This is a genomic window from Streptomyces sp. XH2 (assembly GCF_049725035.1).
Classification (GTDB): Bacteria; Actinomycetota; Actinomycetes; order Streptomycetales; family Streptomycetaceae; genus Streptomyces; species Streptomyces roseoverticillatus.
Genome location: NZ_JBMMMZ010000011.1, coordinates 34,915 through 54,845, shown reverse-complemented (window position 1 = coordinate 54,845; position 19,931 = coordinate 34,915). Strand labels below are relative to the sequence as shown.

15 protein-coding genes are annotated in these 19,931 nt (G+C 74.1%); 10 read left to right on the top strand and 5 right to left on the bottom strand.

Annotated elements, in window-relative coordinates; translation table 11 throughout:
• Window positions 1-149 precede the first annotated feature (149 nt).
• From ACOTKD_RS22615 to mtnB, 6 genes are all read left to right on the top strand, one after another.
• The gene (locus tag ACOTKD_RS22615; protein WP_424890818.1) at window positions 150-839 is read left to right on the top strand and encodes a 2OG-Fe dioxygenase family protein; all 690 of its coding nucleotides are present in this window, start codon (window positions 150-152) and stop codon (window positions 837-839) included.
• A gap of 150 nt (window positions 840-989) precedes the next feature.
• A complete protein-coding gene (locus ACOTKD_RS22610) occupies window positions 990-1,868 on the top strand; it encodes a MetQ/NlpA family ABC transporter substrate-binding protein (RefSeq protein ID WP_424890817.1) in 879 nt (292 codons plus the stop codon).
• Window positions 1,869-1,873: 5 nt separating this feature from the next.
• Window positions 1,874-2,884, top strand: coding sequence for a methionine ABC transporter ATP-binding protein (locus ACOTKD_RS22605; RefSeq protein WP_424890816.1), 1,011 nt, complete (start codon window positions 1,874-1,876; stop codon window positions 2,882-2,884).
• Window positions 2,881-3,543 (top strand): methionine ABC transporter permease, encoded by a 663-nt coding sequence (locus ACOTKD_RS22600; protein WP_424890815.1) that lies wholly within the window; start codon window positions 2,881-2,883, stop codon window positions 3,541-3,543. The genes ACOTKD_RS22605 and ACOTKD_RS22600 overlap by 4 nt, the downstream gene beginning before the upstream one ends.
• 63 nt (window positions 3,544-3,606) lie before the next feature.
• Window positions 3,607-4,332 carry an acireductone synthase gene (mtnC, locus tag ACOTKD_RS22595; protein ID WP_424890814.1) on the top strand — a complete coding sequence of 242 codons (726 nt, stop codon included), beginning with the start codon at window positions 3,607-3,609 and terminating at the stop codon, window positions 4,330-4,332.
• Entirely contained in the window at window positions 4,329-4,958 is a 630-nt protein-coding gene (gene mtnB / locus ACOTKD_RS22590; protein ID WP_424890813.1) for a methylthioribulose 1-phosphate dehydratase, read from the top strand. Before mtnC ends, mtnB begins: the two co-directional genes overlap by 4 nt.
• 19 nt (window positions 4,959-4,977) lie before the next feature.
• Here mtnB and ACOTKD_RS22585 read toward each other — a convergent pair whose 3' ends face one another.
• From ACOTKD_RS22585 to panD, 4 genes are all read right to left on the bottom strand, one after another.
• Complete coding sequence (locus tag ACOTKD_RS22585; RefSeq protein ID WP_424890812.1) at window positions 4,978-5,604, bottom strand: trimeric intracellular cation channel family protein; 627 nt, start codon at window positions 5,602-5,604, stop codon at window positions 4,978-4,980.
• Between the two features lie 87 nt (window positions 5,605-5,691).
• A complete protein-coding gene (locus tag ACOTKD_RS22580) occupies window positions 5,692-6,714 on the bottom strand; it encodes a terpene synthase family protein (protein ID WP_424890811.1) in 1,023 nt (340 codons plus the stop codon).
• Between the two features lie 363 nt (window positions 6,715-7,077).
• Window positions 7,078-8,262: an Ig-like domain-containing protein gene (locus tag ACOTKD_RS22575; protein WP_424890810.1), complete on the bottom strand. Its 1,185-nt coding sequence runs from the start codon at window positions 8,260-8,262 to the stop codon at window positions 7,078-7,080.
• 184 nt (window positions 8,263-8,446) lie between these two features.
• On the bottom strand, window positions 8,447-8,818 hold the full coding sequence (gene panD, locus ACOTKD_RS22570) for an aspartate 1-decarboxylase (RefSeq protein WP_106674189.1): 372 nt from the start codon (window positions 8,816-8,818) through the stop codon (window positions 8,447-8,449).
• Between the two features lie 231 nt (window positions 8,819-9,049).
• On the opposite strand from panD, the gene ACOTKD_RS22565 reads away from it, so the two are divergent.
• Genes ACOTKD_RS22565 through ACOTKD_RS22550 form a run of 4 tightly spaced genes read left to right on the top strand, consistent with a single transcriptional unit; the run spans window position 9,050 to window position 19,404 of the window.
• Window positions 9,050-16,717, top strand: a complete 7,668-nt coding sequence (locus ACOTKD_RS22565; protein WP_424890809.1) for an SDR family NAD(P)-dependent oxidoreductase — start codon at window positions 9,050-9,052, stop codon at window positions 16,715-16,717.
• Entirely contained in the window at window positions 16,714-17,847 is a 1,134-nt protein-coding gene (locus tag ACOTKD_RS22560; RefSeq protein WP_424890808.1) for an SDR family oxidoreductase, read from the top strand. The genes ACOTKD_RS22565 and ACOTKD_RS22560 overlap by 4 nt, the downstream gene beginning before the upstream one ends.
• A gap of 13 nt (window positions 17,848-17,860) precedes the next feature.
• Window positions 17,861-18,460, top strand: a complete 600-nt coding sequence (locus ACOTKD_RS22555) for a DUF6230 family protein (protein WP_424890807.1) — start codon at window positions 17,861-17,863, stop codon at window positions 18,458-18,460.
• Window positions 18,451-19,404 (top strand): DUF6114 domain-containing protein, encoded by a 954-nt coding sequence (locus tag ACOTKD_RS22550; RefSeq protein ID WP_424890806.1) that lies wholly within the window; start codon window positions 18,451-18,453, stop codon window positions 19,402-19,404. The genes ACOTKD_RS22555 and ACOTKD_RS22550 overlap by 10 nt, the downstream gene beginning before the upstream one ends.
• Here ACOTKD_RS22550 and ACOTKD_RS22545 read toward each other — a convergent pair.
• A complete protein-coding gene (locus ACOTKD_RS22545; RefSeq protein ID WP_424890805.1) occupies window positions 19,337-19,915 on the bottom strand; it encodes a PadR family transcriptional regulator in 579 nt (192 codons plus the stop codon). The genes ACOTKD_RS22550 and ACOTKD_RS22545 overlap by 68 nt on opposite strands.
• Between the last annotated feature and the right edge of the window lie 16 nt (window positions 19,916-19,931).

The following is a 19,931-nucleotide window of genomic DNA, read 5'->3' as shown; positions in this document are numbered from 1 at the left end:
GGAACGCCCTGCCTCCTTACCGCGCCCCGCCCCTCCCTACGGGAACACGCTTGCGGATGCCCGGCCGAACGATGCATTCCGGCCAGCTGAACCGGTAATCGGCCTAGTGTCGAGAGCAGGCTCATCCCCGTACGAAGGCAGGAACCACCATGAACCCCAGCCCGCCGTTCGCGCACTTCGGCCCCGAAGTGCTGCAGACCGCCCTGGGCGCGCTCCCGGCGCGCGCCGTCGAGGAGTTCACGGGTTCGTGGGACGACCTGCCGGCGGATGCCCACCTCGGCACCGACACGCCGTACCGCTTCCGCCGCTACGGCCGCTTCCGGATCCACGCGGACCGGCTGGAGCGGCTGCCGCACACCGCCTTCTTCCAGGACAAGTCCGTCAACAAGGTGCACGGTGGCGTGGAGCGGCTGTTCGCACCGCTCGCCGGTGCGGTCGCCGGCGGCGCGGTGCTGCGGACCCTCGTGCACACCCTCCGCCGCCATCTCCCCGGGCCGCGGGCCGGCATGGACACCTGTGGCGTGCACCAGATACGCGTCACGGCCACGCCCCGCACCGAGGGCCACCCTGCGCCCGAGGGCATCCACCGGGACGGGCACTGCTACGTGGCCCAGGTGCTGATCCGGCGCGAGGACGTCCGGGGCGCGGAGTCCTGTCTGTACGACCTGCGCCGCCGACCGGTGCACCGGGCCCTGCTCACGGCGCCGCTGGAGACGATCGTCCTCGACGACCGCCGCCTGCTGCACGGCGTCTCGCCGGTCCGGCCGGCGCCGGGGGCCGCGTCGGGCGTACGGGACATGATGCTGGTCGACTTCTTCAGCGCCGCTCCCCCCACGTGATCTTCCCTTGCCATTTCTTTTCGTTCCATTGCGGGAACGCGAACTCTCCTTCACATTCCAGAAATTCCACGGATTCGCTCTTACGATCACCGGAAAGTCCTGCCGTCCGCAGTGACAGTCCTTCGCTTTCTCCTGGAACGAGCCTTTCCGATGAACACCTTCGTGTCCCGCCGCCGCGCCGCGGCGGCCGCCCTGGCCGCCGCCCTTTCCCTCGCCCTCTCCGCCTGCGGCCTGTCCGGCGCGGCCGGGGGCGACCAGGTGCGGATCGGGGTCAGCGGAGCCGACCCGGAGTGGGACGTGCTCGCCGCGGAGGCGAAGAAGGAGGGCATCGACGTCAAGATCGTCCCCTTCGACGACTACCAGCTGCCCAACAAGGCGCTCGCCGACGGCGACATCGAGCTCAACGCCTTCCAGCACCTGGCGTTCCTCAGTCAGTTCAACGCGCAGAACCGCACGGACATCGTGCCGGTCACCTCCACCTCCGTCGCCCCCATGGGCCTCTACTCCCTCAAGCACAAGAAGGCGGACGAGCTCCCCGACGGCGCCCGCGTCGCCATCCCCAACGACCCCTCCAACCAGGGCCGCGCCCTGCTGCTCCTGGAGCGGGCGAAGCTGATCGAGGTCAGGGACGAGGCGGGCATCTACGGCACGCCCGAGGACATCACCGCCAACCCCCGCCACCTGAAGATCACCCCGGTCGACGCCCAGCAGACCCCGCGCAGCCTCCAGGACACCGCCGCCTCCGTCATCAACGCCGGCGTCGCCGAGCAGGCCGGGTACAAGGTCAGTCAGGCGATCTACCACGACGACCCCGAAGGCGCGGCGGCCCGCCCGTACGTCAACGTCATCGCGGCGCGCGCGAAGGACAAGGACGACGAGAAGCTGCGCGAGGTCGTCAGGATCTACCGGTCCCCCAAGGTCCAGGAGGCGGTGAAGAAGTCGGCGAACGGCGCCCGCTACACCCTGGACATCCCGGAGGCCGAGCTGACGGAGGAGCTCGGCCGGCTCACCGCGCAGGGACGGGGCTGATCACGGTGATCGAGCTGCACGACGTCACCAAGACGTTCCCGCAGGGCAAGGGCGGGGAGTTCCGCGCCGTGGACGCCGTGACCCTGCACGTCCCGCGCGGCAGCGTGTACGGCATCGTCGGGCACAGCGGTGCGGGCAAGAGCACCCTGCTCCGGCTGATCAACCACCTGGAGGCGCCCACCTCCGGCCGGGTCCTGGTCGACGGGCAGGACCTGGGCGCCCTCGGCGAGCGCGGGCGGCGGGCCGTACGGCAGTCCATCGGCATGGTCTTCCAGCAGTTCAACCTCTTCCGCTCGCGCACCGTCCTGGGCAACGTGGCCTATCCGCTCCGGGTCGCCGGGGCCTCCCGCGCCGCGGCCCGCGAACGGGCGGCCGAGGTCCTTAAGTTCGTGGGCCTCGACGGGCACGCCCGCCGCTACCCCGAGCAGCTGTCCGGGGGCCAGCGCCAGCGCGTCGGCATCGCCCGGGCCCTGGCCACCTCGCCCGGCGTGCTGCTGTGCGACGAGGCCACGTCCGCCCTGGACCCGCAGACCACCGGCGAGGTCCTCGGCCTGCTCCGGCGCGTCAACCGCGAGCTGGGCGTGACGATCGTCCTGATCACCCATGAGATGGAGGTGGTCCGCACCCTCTGCGACCGGGTGGCCGTCATGGCCGGCGGGGCGGTGGTGGAGAGCGGCGACGTGTACGACGTCTTCTCCCGCCCGCAGCACCCCGTCACCGAGGCGTTCGTGCGCTCCGCGCTGCACGACGTGCCGGAGGGGGCGGCCCTGGAGCGGCTTCGGGCCCGGCACGCCGGACGGCTGGTGACGGTCCCGGTCACCGGCGACACCACCGGCCTGTCGCGGCTGCTGCGCGAGCACGCGGTCGACTTCACGATCGCCCACGCGGGCGTGGGCGACGTCCACGACCGGCCCCTGGGCAGCGTCACCCTCGAACTGCGCGGCGCCGAGGCGGACGTCGACGCCGTCGTCGCCCGGCTGTCCGGCCCCGATCGTACGACGGCGGGTGCACGATGAAGGTCGACTGGAACCACTTCTGGGTCAAGGTCGTCGACGCCACCGGCGAGACGGTCTACATGGTGCTGGTCACCCTGGCGCTGTCGGCGGTGCTCGGCATGGCCGTGGGCCTCACGCTGTACGCGACCCGCAAGGGCGGCATCCTGCAGAACCGCGCGGTCTTCGCCGTCCTCAACGCGCTCATCAACGTCGTGCGGCCGGTCCCCTTCATCATCGCCATCGTGGCGCTGTCCCCGGTGACGCGCAGCGTCGTGGGCACGATGATCGGCACGGAGGCGGCGGTCTTCCCGATGGTGGTGGTGGCCACGTTCGGGGTCGCCCGGATCGTCGAGGGCAACCTGCTCTCCGTCGAGCCCGGGGTCGTCGAGGCGGCCCGCGCCATGGGGGCGGGTCCCCTGCGGATCATCCTGACGGTGCTCGTCCCCGAGGCCCTGGGGCCGCTGGTCCTGGGCTTCACGTTCATGCTCGTCGCGCTCATCGACTTCTCCGCCGTGGCCGGGACGGTCGGCGGCGGCGGGGTCGGCAACCTCGCGATGACGTACGGCTATCTGCGCTTCGACACCTCGGTGATGGTGGTGACGGTCGCGGTCCTGATCGTCCTGGTGCAGCTGGCGCAGCTGCTCGGCAACCTGCTCGCCCGCAAGGTGCTGCGCAGGTGAGGCCGGGGGCGGGGGCGCGCCGTCCTGGGCGCCCCCGCCCCCTGCGGGCTACGATCCGTGGACGTGAGCCTGCGGTTCGACGCGGACAGCGTCGTCCTCGACATCGAGGGCACGACGAGCGCCACGGAGTTCGTCGTGGACGTCCTCTACCCGTACTCGCGCCGCCGGTTCGGGTCGCTGCTGACCGAGCGGGCCGGCGAGCCCGCGGTCCGGCGCGCCGCCGAGCAGGTCCGTGCGCTGGTCGGGGAGCCGGCCGCGGACGCCCCGCGCATCGAGCAGGTCCTCAACGCCTGGCTGGACGAGGACCGCAAGGCCGCGCCGCTGAAGGCGCTGCAGGGCATCGTGTGGTCGGAGGGGTTCGCCCGCGGCGAGCTGGTCGCGCACTTCTACGAGGACGTGGTGCCGGCGCTGCGGCGGTGGCACGCGCGCGGGGTGCGGCTGCACGTGTACTCGTCCGGTTCGGTGGCGGCGCAGCGCGCGTGGTTCGGGCACAGCGCGCAGGGCGATCTCCTGCCGCTGGTCGAGGGGTTGTACGACACGGAGAACGCCGGGCCGAAGCAGTCGCCGGGCTCGTACGCGGCGATCAGCCGGGCCATCGGCGCGCCGCCGGGCCGCACGCTGTTCCTGTCGGACCGGCCCGCGGAGCTGGACGCGGCGCGGGCGGCGGGCTGGCTGACGGCCGGCGTGCGGCGCCCGGGCGAGCCGTACTACGCCCAGGGCACGGGCGGCCATCCGGAGGCCGGGTCGTTCGCGGGCATCGAGGTCGCGCGGTCGGGGAGCGGGCCGTGACGACCGGTGCCGGCGGGGACGCCCCGGCGGAGGCGGCCGCGGTGCTGGCCGCGGAGGCGGCGCGGTTCGCGTCGTTCGGCTGGATGCGCGGCACGTCGGGAAACCTTTCGGTGGTCACCGCCCGGGAGCCGCTGCGGCTCGCGGTCACGGCGAGCGGTGTCGACAAGGGCGAACTCACGGCGGCGGACGTGGTGCTGGTCGACGGCGACGGCAAGGCCGTACGGGGCGGCCGGCCGTCGGCGGAGGCGGCGCTGCACGCGCGGGTGGTGCGGCTGACCGGTGCGGGCGCGGTCGTCCACGTGCACACGGTCGCGTCGGTGGCGATGGCCCGGCGCCGGCCGGCGGGCATCGCCCTGCGGGACCTGGAGATGCTGAAGGGACTCGGGCTGCCGGCCGACGGCCCGGCCGTGGTCCTGCCGGTGATCGCCAACAGCCAGGACATGCGGGTGCTGGGCGACCGGCTGGCGGCCGCCCGCGAGCCGGGCGTGCCGGCGGTGGTCGTGGCGGGGCACGGCCTGTACGTGTGGGGTGCGGATCCGCGCGAGGCGCGGCACCGGACCGAGGTCGTGGAGTGGCTGCTGGAGCTGGCGCTCCTGGAGCCCCCGGGCCCGGACGGCGGCCGCTGAATCCGCGCGGACGGGCGCCCTACGCGGGTGGGCGCTGCGCGAGGCGGGGCAGGTGGAGGCCGAAGTGCAAGGCCCCCATCCGCACCGCGAAGACGAGGGACGCCGCGACGGCGGCGGCGGTCGACGGGCCGGTGCCGAGGCGGTCCAGGACCAGGTGGCAGACCGCGCCGAGCAGTGCCGCCGTGGCATAGACCTCCTCGCGCAGCAGCAGCGGCGGGAACTCCCCGCACAGCACGTCGCGGATCACCTCGCCGGTCACGCCCGTGAGCACGGCGAGGATGACGGCGGCGAAGGGGGTGACGCCGGCGTCGGTCGCGGCCCGCGCGCCGATCACGGTGACGACGGCGAGACCGACGGCGTCGACGGTCATCAGGGAGCGGTGCGGCAGTTCGCGGTACCGCAGGAAGACCATGGTCGCCACGGCCGTGGCCGCGATGACCGTGAGGAGGAGCCAGTCGTGGGTCCAGTACAGGGGGTGGCGGCCGAGGATCAGGTCGCGCAGGGTGCCGCCGGAGATGGCGGCGGCGAAGGCGAGGACCAGCCCGCCGAAGGGGTCGAGCCGGGCACGGTGGGCGGCCAGCACGCCGCTGGCCGCGAAGGCGGCGATCCCGGTCAGGTAGAGCACGTGGAGCATCGCTCCAGCCAAGCACCCGCGGCTCCCCCGCCGCCTCGGCCGATCGGCCGGAGCCGCATCGGCCGAAGGGACGAGCCCCCGGCCGGTGCGCCGCGGTCGTCACTCGGCGGTGCGGGCGACGACGTCCTCTATCCGGCGCGAGCGGTTGACGTGCAGGACGCCGAGCTCGCTGTAGCGGCCGGTTTCGTTGCTCCAGTCCAGATTGCCGCGCATGCAGGCGCGGTTGGCGTCGAGGAAGAGCCGGGTGTTCTCGCGCTGTTCGGGGGTGAGGCCGAAGACGCCGCAGAGCCGGTCGGCCTCGGCCTCCAGCTGCAGGAAGCGGGCGGTGCGGCGGCGGATCATGCGCTGGACGTGGACGATGGCCTCCGCGCGCGAGCACCCGTGCTCCATGCCGAGCAGCAGCACGGCGTTGTTGAGCTCCCCGTTGGCCAGGTCCTTCTCCAGGGAGTGCAGGTCGTTGGTGAGGGTGACGACCTCGGCCGTGATGACGCGGGCCTCCAGGACGGCCATGCTCTGGTGGATCTCGGGGGGCGCCTCGAAGTGGCCGCAGCGCTCGGAGACGTCGACGACGACCTCGCTGCCGATGCCGAGGCGGCGCAGCTTCATGTACGAGTCCATGCCGAGGACCGTCCCGCTGCGGCGGTTGACGGCCTCCGACACGTAGGTGAGGAAGTACTCCTCCCAGTGCCGTACGGAACGGGCGCGCCAGGCCGCGGACATGCCCAGCTGGGCCTGCTGCCACAGCTCGGTCCAGACGCGCGCGAGCGGGAAGGAAGGGGTGACGTCCGTGGCGCCCGGCTCCTGGCGGGCGAGGGCCGCCATCTCGTGGCAGATCTCGTAGGTGGCGGCGGGGTCCTCGCCCAGGCCGCTGTCGAAGAGGTCGTCGAAAAAGAAGAAGAAGCTCTGTACGGCGAGCCCGAACGTCAGCTCGTTGACGCTCGCTCCGGGCAGGAAGCCGGCGGCGAGCCGCTCGATCCGCCAGGTCCGGTACCGCTCGACGTTGTGCGGGCTGCTGAGCAGGCCGGTGGATACCAGCCAGTGCTCGTTGCGCGCCCGTGCCACCTCCACGTAGGGATTCAGCCGCTTGGGGAAAGGAATGTCCAGGGCGATGTCCTGTGGCATCGAGGCCAGCCTCCTTCAGGGCCGTGCTGAGCCGATCTCGATCCTTCCACTGTGCCTGCCCCTGCCTGCACGGAACGCCTTCTCCGTCTCTGCGTTCCCGGCCCGGGCATGGCAGAGTGCTGCCCCCTTGGCACAGCCATTAAAACGACAACCATATCGTGAGTGGGTGCATTGGGGCCGTCGGGCGCACTCGCTCCCCACTGCATAGGCCACGGGCCTTAGTCCGCACGCCAAGCGCCCCGCAAGCCCGGGGCAGGGCTTCGCGGGGCGCGAGGGCGAGGGTGCCGGAACAGCTTCACGAGGTGGCCGGAAAGCGGCGCCGTCACATCAGGGCTGTCCCTTCAGGGCGCTGCCGTCCCGTCGTCACTTCAGGGCGCTGCGCTTCTGCCACTGCTCCCAGGTCTCCTGCCAGACCTCCAGGCCGTTGCCGGGGTCGGTGACCTTGGTGCTGGTGGTGTTCTTGACCTCGACGGTGGAGCCGATGGGGAGGAAGTCGTAGGCCCGCTTGGCGTCGGCGGTGGTCATGCCGAAGCAGCCGTGGCTGTTGTTCTCCACGCCGATGGAGTTGTTCCAGGGCGCGGAGTGCAGGAAGGTGCCGGAGGCGGTGAGGTGGGTGACCCATTTCGCGTCGAGCATCCACTCGTTGCCGTGGCCGATGGTGGAGGAGTCCATGACCTCGTCGGCGTTCTTGCTGCGGACGGTGTGGATGCCGCCGCGGGTCGGGTCCACCGGGGAGCCGGCGGAGCCCTTGATGGTGCCGACGGCCTTGCCGTCCTCGTACATGGTGAGGGTGTGCGAGGGGACGTCGATGACGGCCTTGTGGTCGGCGCCTATGGTGAAGCCGAAGTCGTAGTTGCGCGCGAACACGCCGCCCTCGCCGGAGTCGACGCCGGCCAGCAGGCCCTTGACGGCGACCTTGGTGCCGCTGGGCCAGGAGGTCTTGGGCCGCCAGTCGATGCGGTCCTGGCCGGACCAGTCCTTCACCCAGCCCCAGGCGCCCTCCACCTTCGGCTCGGAGGTGACGGTCAGGGACTTCTCGATCTCGGCGCGCTTGCTCTTGTCCACGGCGTGGTCGAAGAGGATCGAGACGGGCATGCCCGTGCCCACGGTCTGCCCGTCGGAGGGGGTGTTGGCGAGCTTGTTGACGCTGGCCGCCGCCTGCGTGGTGAAGGTCGCGCTCGCGGCGGCCTCCTTGCCCTTGCCCTCCTTGCCGCCCTTGGCCTTGGAGCGCACGGTGTAGGTCGTCTGCGGGCCGGCCTTGCCGTCGGAGGTCCAGGTGGCGCCGTCCTCGGCCATCCGGCCCGGGACCTTGTTGCCCTTGGCGTCCTTGACCTCGACCTCCGTCAGCCGGCCGCCCTCGGCGCGGACGGATATCGGGGAGCCGAACTTCACGTCCTTGCCGTCCCCCGGCGTGACCGTGATCTTCGGCTCGGCTCCCGCGTCGGTACTGGCCGCGCCCGACCCTCCCGAACAGGCGCTGAGCACCAGCGAGCCCACGAGAGCGGCGGATGCCCACAGGGCGGAGCGACGACCCGGTCCGAGGTGCACGGCGAGACGACCTTTCTGGCTATCTGTACGTTTCTTCCTACGCCCGTACAGATGATCCACACGCTCGTACGGTTGCAGAGAGAAAAGAAACGTTTGTGCATCGGAACGAACCGAAACGCCCGGGCGCCCCCATCGCCCTCACGGACAACGGCGGCCCCGGGCGCGGCGGGTCGGGTGCGGCGGATCAGACCGACGGGTCGTCGCCGACGCTGACCGCCTTGTTCTCGCCGTCGACGAAGACCACGCGCGGCTTGAGGGCACGGGCCTCGTCGTCCGTGACCGACGCGTAGGCGATGATGATCACGATGTCGCCGGGGGCCACGAGCCGGGCCGCGGCGCCGTTGATGCAGACCACGCCCGAGCCGCGCTCGCCCTCGATGACGTAGGTCTCCAGCCGGGAGCCGTTGTTGACGTCGACGATGTGGACCTGCTCGCCGGGCAGCAGGTCTGCCTGCTCCATCAGCACGGGGTCGAGGGTCAGCGAGCCGATGTAGTTGAGGTCGGCCCCGGTGACGGTCGCGCGGTGGATCTTGGACTTGAGCATGGTGCGGAACATGGAGAACTCCTGATGTGTCGGCTCCCTGCCTGCTCCTGCAGGTCAAGGGCTGTCCCCGCACTTTACAACGGGGCATGCCGGGCACCGGCGGCGGTACGGCGCGGGCGTGCGCGGCGCGGAAGCCGGACCCGGCCGCTCCGCCGCACCGGTTTGGGGCACGGCTCCACCTCTCAAATGAGTGAATCCGGCGGGTGGTTCACTATTCGCGGGGGCTCCGGAAATGCCTGACCCATGGAGCCCCTCACAGCGTCGTCCGCCGCCCCGCACGAACCCGTCGCCGTCGTGGGCACGGCCTGCCGGCTCCCCGGCGGCATCACCGGCCTCGGCGGCCTGTGGACGGCCCTCGCCGAGGAGAGAGACCTGATCAGCGCGGGCCCGCCGGAGGGCCGGGTGGACCCGGCCCGCTTCCTCGACCCCGACCCGGAGCGGCCCGGCAAGGCCTACACCATGGCCGGCGGCTATCTCGGGGACGTCTCCGGCTTCGACCCCGAGTACTTCGGCATCTCGCCGCGCGAGGCCGCGCACATGGACCCGCAGCAGCGGATGCTGCTGGAGATGACGGCCGAGGCGCTCGACGACGCGGCCATCGACGCGGCGGGCCTCGCCGGCTCGGACACGGCCGTCTTCGTCGGGATCAGCGACATGTCCTATGGCGCCCTGCAGATGGCCCGCACCGAGGAGATCACCGCGTACGCGATGAGCGGCTCCGCGCTGTCGATCGCGGCCAACCGGCTCAGTTACGTCTTCGACCTGCGGGGCCCCAGCCTCGCGGTGGACACCGCCTGCTCCTCCTCGCTCATCGCCGTGCACCAGGCGTGCGAGACGCTGCGCTCGGGCCGCAGCCGGGTCGCCCTCGCGGGCGGCGCGAACCTGCTCCTCAGCCCGTACCACTTCATCGGCTTCTCGCGCGCCCTGATGCTCTCGCCGCGGGGGCGCTGCGCGACGTTCTCCGCCGGGGCCGACGGCTACGTCCGGGCCGAGGGCGGCGGGATGGTGGTGCTCAAGCGCCTCTCCGACGCGCTGGCGGACGGGGACCGCGTGCAGGCGGTCATCGCGGCCAGCGGCGCCAACTGCGACGGCAACACCTCCGGGATGACCGTGCCGAGCACGGAAATGCAGCAGAGCCTGCTGCACGAGGTGTACGAGCGGGCCGGGACCGGCCCCGACCAGGTGCTCTACTTCGAGGCGCACGGCACGGGCACGCCCGTGGGAGACCCCCTGGAGTGCCGGGCGGTCGGCGAGGCGCTGGGCCTGCGGCGGACGAACGGGCCACTGCCCATCGGGTCGGTGAAGACCAACGTGGGGCACGCGGAGCCCGCTTCGGGGATGGCGGGGCTGTTCAAGGGGATGCTGGTGCTGCGGCACGGCCGGATCCCGGCCTCGCTGCACGGCCTGCCCCTCAACCCGCAGATCGACTTCGCCGGGCTGAACCTCTGCCCGGTCGGCAGCATGCGGCCCGTGGCGGCCTGCGGTGACGGCGGTGTGGTGGGGGTGAACAGCTTCGGCTTCGGCGGTGCGAACGCGCACGTGGTGCTGGGCGCGGCGCCGCCGCGCCAGCGGTCCGCGCCGCCGGCGCCGGAGGGGCCCCTGCCGCTGGTCGTGTCCGCCCGCACGCGCACGGCGCTGGCGGAGGCGGCCCGCGCGGTGGCGGAGCGCGTCGGCGGCGCCGGTGGCCGGGAGTTCTACGACGTGTGCTGGACCGCCTCCCGCCGGCGGACGCGGCACCCGTACCGCGCGGCCGTCCTGGCCGACGGCCCCAAGGACGCGGCGGCGCAGCTGACGGCCCTCGCGGAGGACGAGAACGCGCTGGCGGCGGTCTCGGTGCACGCCGAGCGCCCGCCGGCGGGCGGCGTGGCCTTCGTCTTCTGCGGCAACGGCACGCAGTGGGCGGGCATGGGCGCGGCCCTGATGGCGCAGGAGCCCGCGTTCCGCACGGCGGTCGAGGAGGCGGACCGCCATCTGGAGCCGCTGCTGGGCTGGTCGGTGGCGGAGCTGCTGGCGGCGGGGGACGCGGCGGGCGCGCCCGGCCGGGCCGGCGACGCGGGCGGCACGCCCGGAGCGGCCGCAGGCGCCATGACAGCGCCCGGCGCGGCCGACCCGGGCCGCGGGGCCGGGTCCGGGTCCGGGTCCGACCACGCCGAGCGCATGACCGACACCGCCTTCGCCCAGCCCGCGCTGTTCGCCTTCCAAGTGGGACTCGTCGCACTGCTGGGAGAGTACGGAGCCGTCCCCGCCGCCGTGCTGGGGCACAGCGTCGGCGAGGTCGCGGCGGCGTACGTCTGCGGGGCACTGGACCTGGCGGACGCGGCGCGCGTGATCGCCGAGCGCAGCCGGGCGCAGGCGGGGACGGCCGGGACGGGGCGGATGGCCGCGGTCGGGCTGAGCGAGCAGGAGGCGGCGGAGGCGATCGCCGGGCACGGCGGGCGGCTGGAGATCGCGGCGGTGAACAGCTCCCGGGACGTGACGGTGTCCGGGGAGCCGGCCGCGCTGCGGGAGCTGGGCCGGGAGCTGGCCGCCCGGGACGTGCCGTTCCGCGAGCTCGCCGTGGACCACGGCTTCCACAGCGCGGCGATGGACCCGGTCGAGGGGCCGCTGCGGGCGGGCCTGGCCGGTCTCGTCGCCCGCGAGCCGCGGCTGCCGATGTACTCCACGGTGACGGGCGAGCGCGTCGGCGCGGGGCAGCTGGACGCCGCGTACTGGTGGCACAACGCCCGCCGGCCGGTGCGGTTCGCGGACGCGGTGGCGAAGGCGGCCGGGGCGGGGCTTACGGCGGCGGTGGAGATCGCCCCGCACCCGGGCCTGGCCGGCGCGCTGAACCGTATCGCCTCCGACGCCCCGGGCGGCGCGTTCCCCGTCGTCTCCCCCGTGAGCCGGGAGCGGTGCGACGGCGCGGCCGTGCGGCGGGCCGCCCTGCGGCTGCTGGCGGCGGGGGACGCGAGGGGCACGGACCGCTGGTTCCCGCAGCCCGGCGAGGTCGCCGCGCTGCCGTCCTACCCGTGGCAGCGCGAGCCGTACTGGCACGGCACTCCGGAGCACTGGCTGCGCACCAGCGGCGACGGGGTGCTGGTGCACCCGCTGCTGGGCGAGCGCGCGCCCGTGCTGGAGCCCACGTGGCACACCGCGGTGGAGCGCACCCGCACGCCGTGGCTGGCCGACCACCGCGTGGCCGGGTCCGTCGTGATGCCGGCCACGGGGTTCGTGGAGCTGGCGCTGGCGGCCGGGCGGGAGGCGTTCGGCGGCGCGGCCGAGCTCGGCGACCTGGAGATCACCCGCGCGCTGCCGCTGACCTGGGACGCGGCGATGGACGTCCGCCTGCAGACGTCGCTGTCGGACGAGGACGGCATCGTGCGCGTCGCCAGCCGCACGGGCGACACGGGCGGCTGGCGGCTGCACGCCCGCGGCCGGGTCCGGCGTCCGGCAGCCGCGCCACCCGGCCCGGTGGACATGGCGGAGGTGCGCGAGCGGATGACCGGCCGGCTGACCGGCGAGGAGCACTACGCCGCGGTCGCCGCGGCGGGTCTGGCTTACGGCCCCGCCTTCCAGGTGCTGCGCGAGCTGCACACCGGCCCCGGCGAGGTCCTCGCCGCGTACCACTGCGACCCGCCGGACGACGGCTACGGCGGGTACGTGGTCCATCCGGCGCTGCTCGACGGGGCGTTGCAGGCGGGGGCGCCGCTGCTGGCGGACGCCGAAACCGGATTCCTGCCGTCGGCGGTCGACGGGGTCCGCGTCTGGGCGCGGCCGCCCGCGGAAGGGCTGGTGCACGTGCGGGAGCGCTCCCTCAGCTCGCGCGAGGCCGTCTGGGACATCACGGTCGCCGGCGAGGACGGCGAGGTGGCGGTGGAGCTCACCGGCTGCCGGCTGCAGCGGGTGTCTCTCCCCACCGGGGACCGCGGCGAGGAGTACGTCTCGGTGCTGCGCGCCGCGCCGCTGCCGGGGCAGCCGGTGCCGGCGTGGGTGCCGCCGTCGCCGGGCGAGGTGGCCGCGGCAGCGGCAGCGGGGCTGGAGCGGCTGCGGAAGTGGCCGTCGATCGAGCAGTACGGGAAGGCCCATGCCTATCTGCGGCAGCTCACCGGGGCCGGTGCGGCCCGGGCCTTCGCGGCACTGCTCCCGGAACAGGACGTCTTCACGTCCGGTGAGCTCCTGGCGGCCGGTGTGCTGCCGCGGCACGAGAAGCTCGTGGGGCTGCTGGCACGCACGGCGGAGAAGGAGGGGCTGCTGGCCCGGGAAGGCGAGGGCTGGCGCTTGCTGGGCACCGGGCAGGTGCCCGGCTTGCGCGAGCTGTCCGGGCTCACCGACTACCTCCCCGCGTGCGCCCTCAGCATGCGCTTCGCCACCCGCCTGCCGGATCTCCTGTGCGGGCGGCTGGACCCGCTGGAGCTGCTGTTCCAGGACAGCGGCCCGGAGCTGGTCCAGCAGTACTACGACGTCAACCCTCCGTGCGCGCTCCACAACCGCATGGCCGCCGAGCTGCTGGGCGCGCTGATCCGCGCCTGGCCCGCCGACCGGCCGCTGCGCGTCCTGGAGGTGGGCGCGGGCACCGGCGGCCTGTCCGCGCACCTCGTCCCGCTGCTGGACGACCGCGCCCAGTACGTGTTCAGCGACGTCTCCGCCGCGTTCTTCCCTCCGGCCCAGGCACGGTTCGGCGACCACCCCTGTGTGACGTACCGCGTCCTCGACCTGGACACCGACCCGGAGGAGCAGGGGTTCGCCGCGGGCTCCTTCGACGTCGTCGTCGCAGGGTTCGCCCTGCACACGGCCGCCGACCTGCGGGCGGCGCTGCGGCGACTCGCGCGGCTGACCGCCCCGGGCGGCCATCTGCTGGCGCTGGAGCTGCACGACCCGGAGGTCGTGGCACTGCTGTTCGCCACCCTGGAGGAATTCTGGGAGACGCGCGATCCGGAGCTGCGAGCCGAGCACATCGTGCTGCCCCGCGAGCAGTGGCCGGACCTGCTGGCCGGCAGCGGCTTCCAGGACGTGGTTCAGACGGGAGCTGCGAGCGCACCCGCGAACGAGCACTTCTCCGTCCTCCTCGCCCGTACCCCGGCGGAGAACGGCGTGCCGCCCGCCGTCACCACCGGGCCGCCCGCCCGGGAGTCCTGGCTCCTCGTCACCGAGGACGACGCGGAGCGGGCCCTGGGCGAGCAGGTGGCCGCGGAGCTGGCCGCCGCGGGCTGTGCGGCAGGGCCGGTCGTGCCGCTGCCGGAGAGCCCCGGAGCGTGGCAGGACGTCCTCGGACAGACGCCGTCCGCAACAGTGGTCCTCCTGCTGAGCTCCGCCCCGGACCGGGCCGCCGAGGGCGACCCCGTCGCCGGCACGGAGACGGCCGTGCGCCGGGCCGCCGCGCTGCGGGACCTGGCCCTGGCGAAGCGGGCGCTGCAGGGCCCGGCGAGCGGCCCCTTCGTCCTGGTCACCCACCCCAGCGGTGCTCTGCCCGCGCCGGAGAGGCCCGCCTTCCCCGGCCAGGCCGCCGCCTGGGGCACGGCCCGTACGCTGGCCAACGAATCCGCGACGACGGCACGGCGGATCTCCCTCGACCGCGGGACCGACCCGGCCGAGGACGCGGCGCGGCTGGCCCGCGAGCTCCTCGCCGCCGCGCCCGAGGGCGAGCAGGAGGAGGACGAGGTCGCCCTGACCAGGGGCGGCCGGTTCATCCACCGCTTCGAGCGCGCCGCACCGGTCACGGAGCCGGCCGCACCGGACGGCGGGATCCGCTACCGGCTGCAGGTGCGGGACCAAGGGCTGGCCTACGGGCTGCGGTGGACCGAGACGTCCGTCGCGGACCCCGGGCCGGGCGACGTGGTGGTCGCGGTGCGCGCGGCCGCGCTCAACTACCGCGACGTGATGGTCGCGACGGGGCTGTTGCCACCCGTGGCCGAGGACGGCGTCTCCTCGGAGGACTACCTGGGGCTGGAGGGGGCCGGGGTCGTCGCCGCGGTCGGCGAAGGCGTCACGGAAACGGCCGTGGGCGACCGGGTGTTCGGCCTGTTCCCGGGGGCCTTCGCCTCGCACGTACGGATCCCGGCCGCCGCACTGCGCCCGGTCCCCGACGGCATGACCTTCGCGGAGGCGGCGACCCTGCCGGCGGTGTTCTTCACCGTCCAGCACAGTCTCAAGCACCTTGCCCGCCTCCGGCCGGGCGAGACGCTCCTCGTCCACGGCGCCGCCGGAGGCGTCGGCCTGGCCGCGGCCCAGTACGCCGACCTCGTCGGCGCGCGGGTCATCTCGACGGCGGGCAGCCCCGCCAAGCGGGATCTGGCGCTCGCCCTCGGGGCCGAGCTGGCGCTGGACTCGCGCACCCACGCCTTCGCCGACGCGATCCGCGAGCACACCGGCGGCCGGGGCGTCGACGTCGTGCTCAACTCGCTCAGCGGCGAGGCGGCGGCCCGCACCCGCGAACTCCTGGCCCCCTGCGGGCGGTTCGTCGAGCTCGGCAAGCGCGACGTCCTCGGCAACCAGCGCATGCTGCAGAAGGCGCTGGCGGACAATGCCGCGCACTTCGTCGTGGACGCCGCCAGCCTGGTCTGGCAGGCGCCCGGTCACGCCGAGGCGGTGTTCGACGAGGTCCTCGCCCGCATCCGCTCCGGCGACTACCTGCCCCTGCCCCACGTGGCCTACCCCGCCCACCGCGTCGAGGAGGCGTTCCGGCTCCTGCAGCACTCCAAGCACATGGGCAAGCTCGTGATCACCTTCGACGAGCCGGTGCCCGTCCACCGCGCCCCTCGCCCCCGGCGGCCCGCCGCCGACGGCACCTGGCTCGTCACCGGGGGCCTGGGCGGCTTCGGCGCGGAGACCGCACGGTGGCTCGCCGCGCGCGGGGTCCGCCGGCTGGACCTCGTGAGCCGCCGGGGCGAGGAGGCGCCCGAGGCCGGAGAGTTGCTCGCCCGGCTGCGTGCCCAGGGGGTCGACGTGCGGGCACACGCCGCCGACATCAGCGACGCGGAGGCGGTGCGCCGTCTGCTGGCGGGCCTTGGGGCGGAGGGCCGTCCCGTCCGGGGCGTCGTGCACGCCGCCATGCACCTCGACGACGACGCGCTCACGGAGCTCACCGACGAACGGCTCCGCTCCGTCCTCGCCCCGAAGTGGACGGGAGCCCTCCTGCTGGACGAGCTGTGTCCGCAGGCGGACTTCGTCATCTACTCCTCGGCCGCGTCGGCTCTGGGCACACCGCACCAGGCCCCCTACGTGGCGGCCAACCTCGCCATGGAGGCGCTCGTCCGGGCGCGGCGGGCGGCCGGCCGCCCCGGCCTGGCCGTGGCCTGGGGCGCCGTCGGCCGCGTCGGTTACGTCGCCCGCAACGAGCTGACCCCTGTGCTGAGCGCCATGGGCGTCCTCCCCGTCGATCCGGTGGACGCCCTGTCCGCACTGGAGCGTCTGCTCGGCAGGGAAGCGGAACATGCCGCGTTCGCCCGCCTCGACTGGGGCCGGCTCACCGTGCTCGCCCCGTCCACGGCCGGTCCCCGTTTCGCCGCCCTCCTGCCCACCACGGTCGAAGGCACCACCTGGCACCTGGAAGAGCTCCTCGAGCAGCTCGCCGCCGCGAGCCCCGACGAGGCCTTCGTCATCGTCGAGGACCTCATCACGTCCATGGTCGCCGACACCCTGCACATGCTCCCGGAAGAGGTCGACCGGCACCGGCCGCTGCAGCAGTTCGGCATGGACTCGCTCATGGGCATGGAGATGCTCGCCAAGTTCCGCAAGCAGCTCAACCAGGAGGTGCCGGTCATGGAGCTGCTGCATTCCGACGGCTCCATCCACGGCATCACCGAGACGGTCCTGCCCCACCTCCTCAAGCAGGCCCGCACCGGCACCCTGCCGGAGGGGCTGCCCGCCCTGCCGGGCACGCTCCCGGGCAGGCTTCCCGCCCTGCCCGGCGCCCGGAAAGCAGGTGGGGCGTGACCGTCGTCCTCACCGGCGCCACGGGCTTCCTCGGCTCCCGGCTGCTGCGCGCCCTCCTGGCCGGCGGCCGGACCGTGGCCGCCCTCGGCCGCGACGCCGCCGGGCAGCCCCTGGCCGCCCGGCTTGAGACGGCGCTGCGCGCCTGCGGTGCCAAAGACGGCGAACTCGCCGACGCGCGCGGGCGGCTGACGGCCGTGCCCGCCGACCTCACCAGGCCTGGGCTGGGTCTGAAGCCCGTGGACCACGACCGGCTCGCCGAGGAGGCCGAAGCGGTCTGGCACTGCGCCGCCGCCCTCTCGCTGATCGACACCGAGGACACCCTCGCCCCCGTCAACGTCGGCGGCACCCACCGGCTCACCGAACTCGCCGACCGCTCCCCCGCCCACGTACCGCTGCTGTACTTCAGCACCGCCTACGTGGCGGCCGGCCCGGACGCCGGGTCCGCGAACGGCCGGCCCGCACCCGTGCCCTCCGCCCTCGAAGCGGTCACCGGCTACGAGAGGACCAAGCGGCGGGCCGAGGCCGTCGTACGGGACTGGGCCGCGAGCCGGCAGCGGCCCGCGCTGATCCTGCGCCCCAGCCTCCTGGCCACCGACCGGCCCCTGCCCCCGGACGCCGCCCAGCAGCCCTTCTCGACGCTCGGCACCGGCCTGGCCGAGCTCATCGGCCAGGCTCCGCCGCTGCTGCGGCGCGGCATCCTGCACCGGCGTCCCGGGCTGCCCCGCGTCCGCCTGCGTCTCCTGGGCGACCCGGCGGCCCACATGAACATCGTTCCGGTCGAGTACGCCGTCGACGCCGCACTGCGCCTCGCCGCCCTGCCGCACCGACCGGGCGTCTCCACGTACCACCTGGTCCATCCCGTGGAGACGCCCGCGCCGCTGCTGGTCGCCGCGGTGAACGAACTCGTCCCCGGCGTCGAGCTGGTGCTGCGGCCCGCGGTCGACCGCCCCAACCTCATCGAGCAGCAGATCAACCCGATGCTGGCGAACTTCCTCCGGCGCGACTGGCGCAGCCGGACCGACGACCACACGCCGCTGCACGAGGTCCTGCCCGGCCTGGCCGGGCCCGCCCCCGTGGACATCGCCTACCTGCGGGCGGCCATGAACTTCCTTGCCCCCGAGCTCGGTTGAGAGAGGATCCGCCATGAACCCACCCGAGGGCAGGACGTCCTGGAAGAAGGCCGCCGCCGTCGCCGTACCGGCGCTCGTGGCCGTCGCGGCGATGGCGGTCGGGATGGCGGAGGGCGTGCTGGCGTCGTCGTTCGCCGTGTCGGGATCGGCGTTCCAGGTGTCGTCGGGCGAGCTGTCGAGCAAGGGCCTCGCCTCGTACGTCCACGTCGACCGCTCCGCGGACGGCACGGGCCACCCCGTCGCCCTGCTCGGCATCGGCGACGCCACGCTCTCCGACATCTGCCAGGCCGCGCGGGTCGGCACGCCGCTGGGGACGGTCGTGTTCAAGCTGACGGCCGGCGGGAAGGCCGGGGCGGTCAGGGCGAGCAACCTGGTCCTCGACAGCGAGGACCTGCTCGGCGACGCCACCTTCGGCCGGATCCAGCTGGGCCGGGACGCCTCCACGCTGGACGCGGTGCCCGGCGTTCAGGGCGAGGCCGGGCAGTTCGGGCTGCAGGCCTCGGAGGTGTCGGTGTCCGGGGTGCACTCGCACGCCCGGTCCGCCACCGGCGGGGACTTCAAGCTCAAGGGACTGGCGCTGGACGTGAGCCTGAACGGCAAGGCGTGCTTCTGACCCGGCGGCGGACCCGCTTCGCGGCCTGGCGGCGCACCCGGCCGTTCTGGGCCGGCGCCCTGCTCGTCCTCGCCGGCGCCGAGATCGCCGCGGTGCCGCTGGCGCCCGTGTCGGTCCTGGTCGGCCTGGGGCTCGGGGGCATCGCCGCGCTCGGCGTCGGGGCGGCGCTCGTCGTGGCGGGACTGTTCCTGTGGTTCCTGCCGCACACCCGGCACTACGTCGGGGTGCACGCGGTGATCGTGTCGGTGCTGTCCTTCGCAGTGACGAACCTGGGCGGGTTCCTCGCCGGCATGCTGCTGGGGATCGCCGGCGGCGCGACGGGCTTCGCGTGGACGCCGGAGGCCCCGGCACCGCCCCGCGGATTCCCGGCCCCTCCGGACCACCCTCCGCAGAAGGCGCTGGCGATCGCCCTCCCCCTCGTGCTCCTCGCCGCGACCGCCGCCCCCGCGCCCGGCCCGCGTCCGCCGGCTCCGGACGCCGTCACCACCGCGCGCACGCCGCCGACCGTGACCACCACCCGGTTCGCCCCGTCCGGGTTCACGCTCGCCCGCGTCACCGACGTCCCGACCGCGGACGGGCCGCGCCGGGCCATGGTGCTGAGCATGCGGGCGGCGTCCCTGGCCGACTACCGGCTGCGGACCCGGGACGGGGGCGGCGCCGAACTGTCCCTGGCGGCCGACGAGCTGAGACTCGGCGGGCAGGTGACGCTGTACCTCACCCGCCTGACCGGCTGTGTCCAGGGCGTCCTCTGCCTCACCTTCACCCCGGACCGGCTGCCCGTGCCGCCGGTGGCGCCGCCGTTCGTCTTCATGACGGACGTCACGGCGGAGCAGGCGCTGGTGACGAGCGGCACCATCGGCGCCGACGGCCTGGTCCTCAGGCCGGGCCGCTCCCCCGCTCCCCCGCCGCTTGTTCCCCCACCGCTTGTTCCCCCACCGCCGTGAGCGCCTCGGCGAGCCACTCCGTCCAGAAGGTCTCCAGGCCGATGCCGCCGCGCAGCACCGCGTGGCGCAGCCGGTCCTCCTCGCTGTCGCGCTCCGGCGGGAAGTCGCGTTCCTCGATCGCCCGGTACTCGGCCAGCTGGCGCCGGTGCAGCTCCAGGTGGCGCCGCAGCTCCTCCGCCAGGCCGGCCGTGCCCACGACGGCCGCGGCGCGCAGGCGCAGCAGCAGGGGGTCGCGAACGGGCCGGGGGTCGTCGGCCCCGGCGACCCACGAGGTGAGCGCGGCCCGGCCGGCGGGCAGGACCTCGTACTCCTTCTTCTGCCCGCGCGCCGGGGCGGCGGCGGGCAGGGCCCGGATCAGGCCGGCCTGTTCGAGCTTGCCCAGCTCCCGGTAGATCTGCTGGTGCGTGGCGGACCAGAAGTAGCCGATCGACTTGTCGAAGCGGCGGGCGAGCTCCAGCCCGGAGGAGGGCTTTTCGAGGAGTGCGGTGAGGATCGCGTGCGGGAGGGACATGCCCGCATCCTAAGGA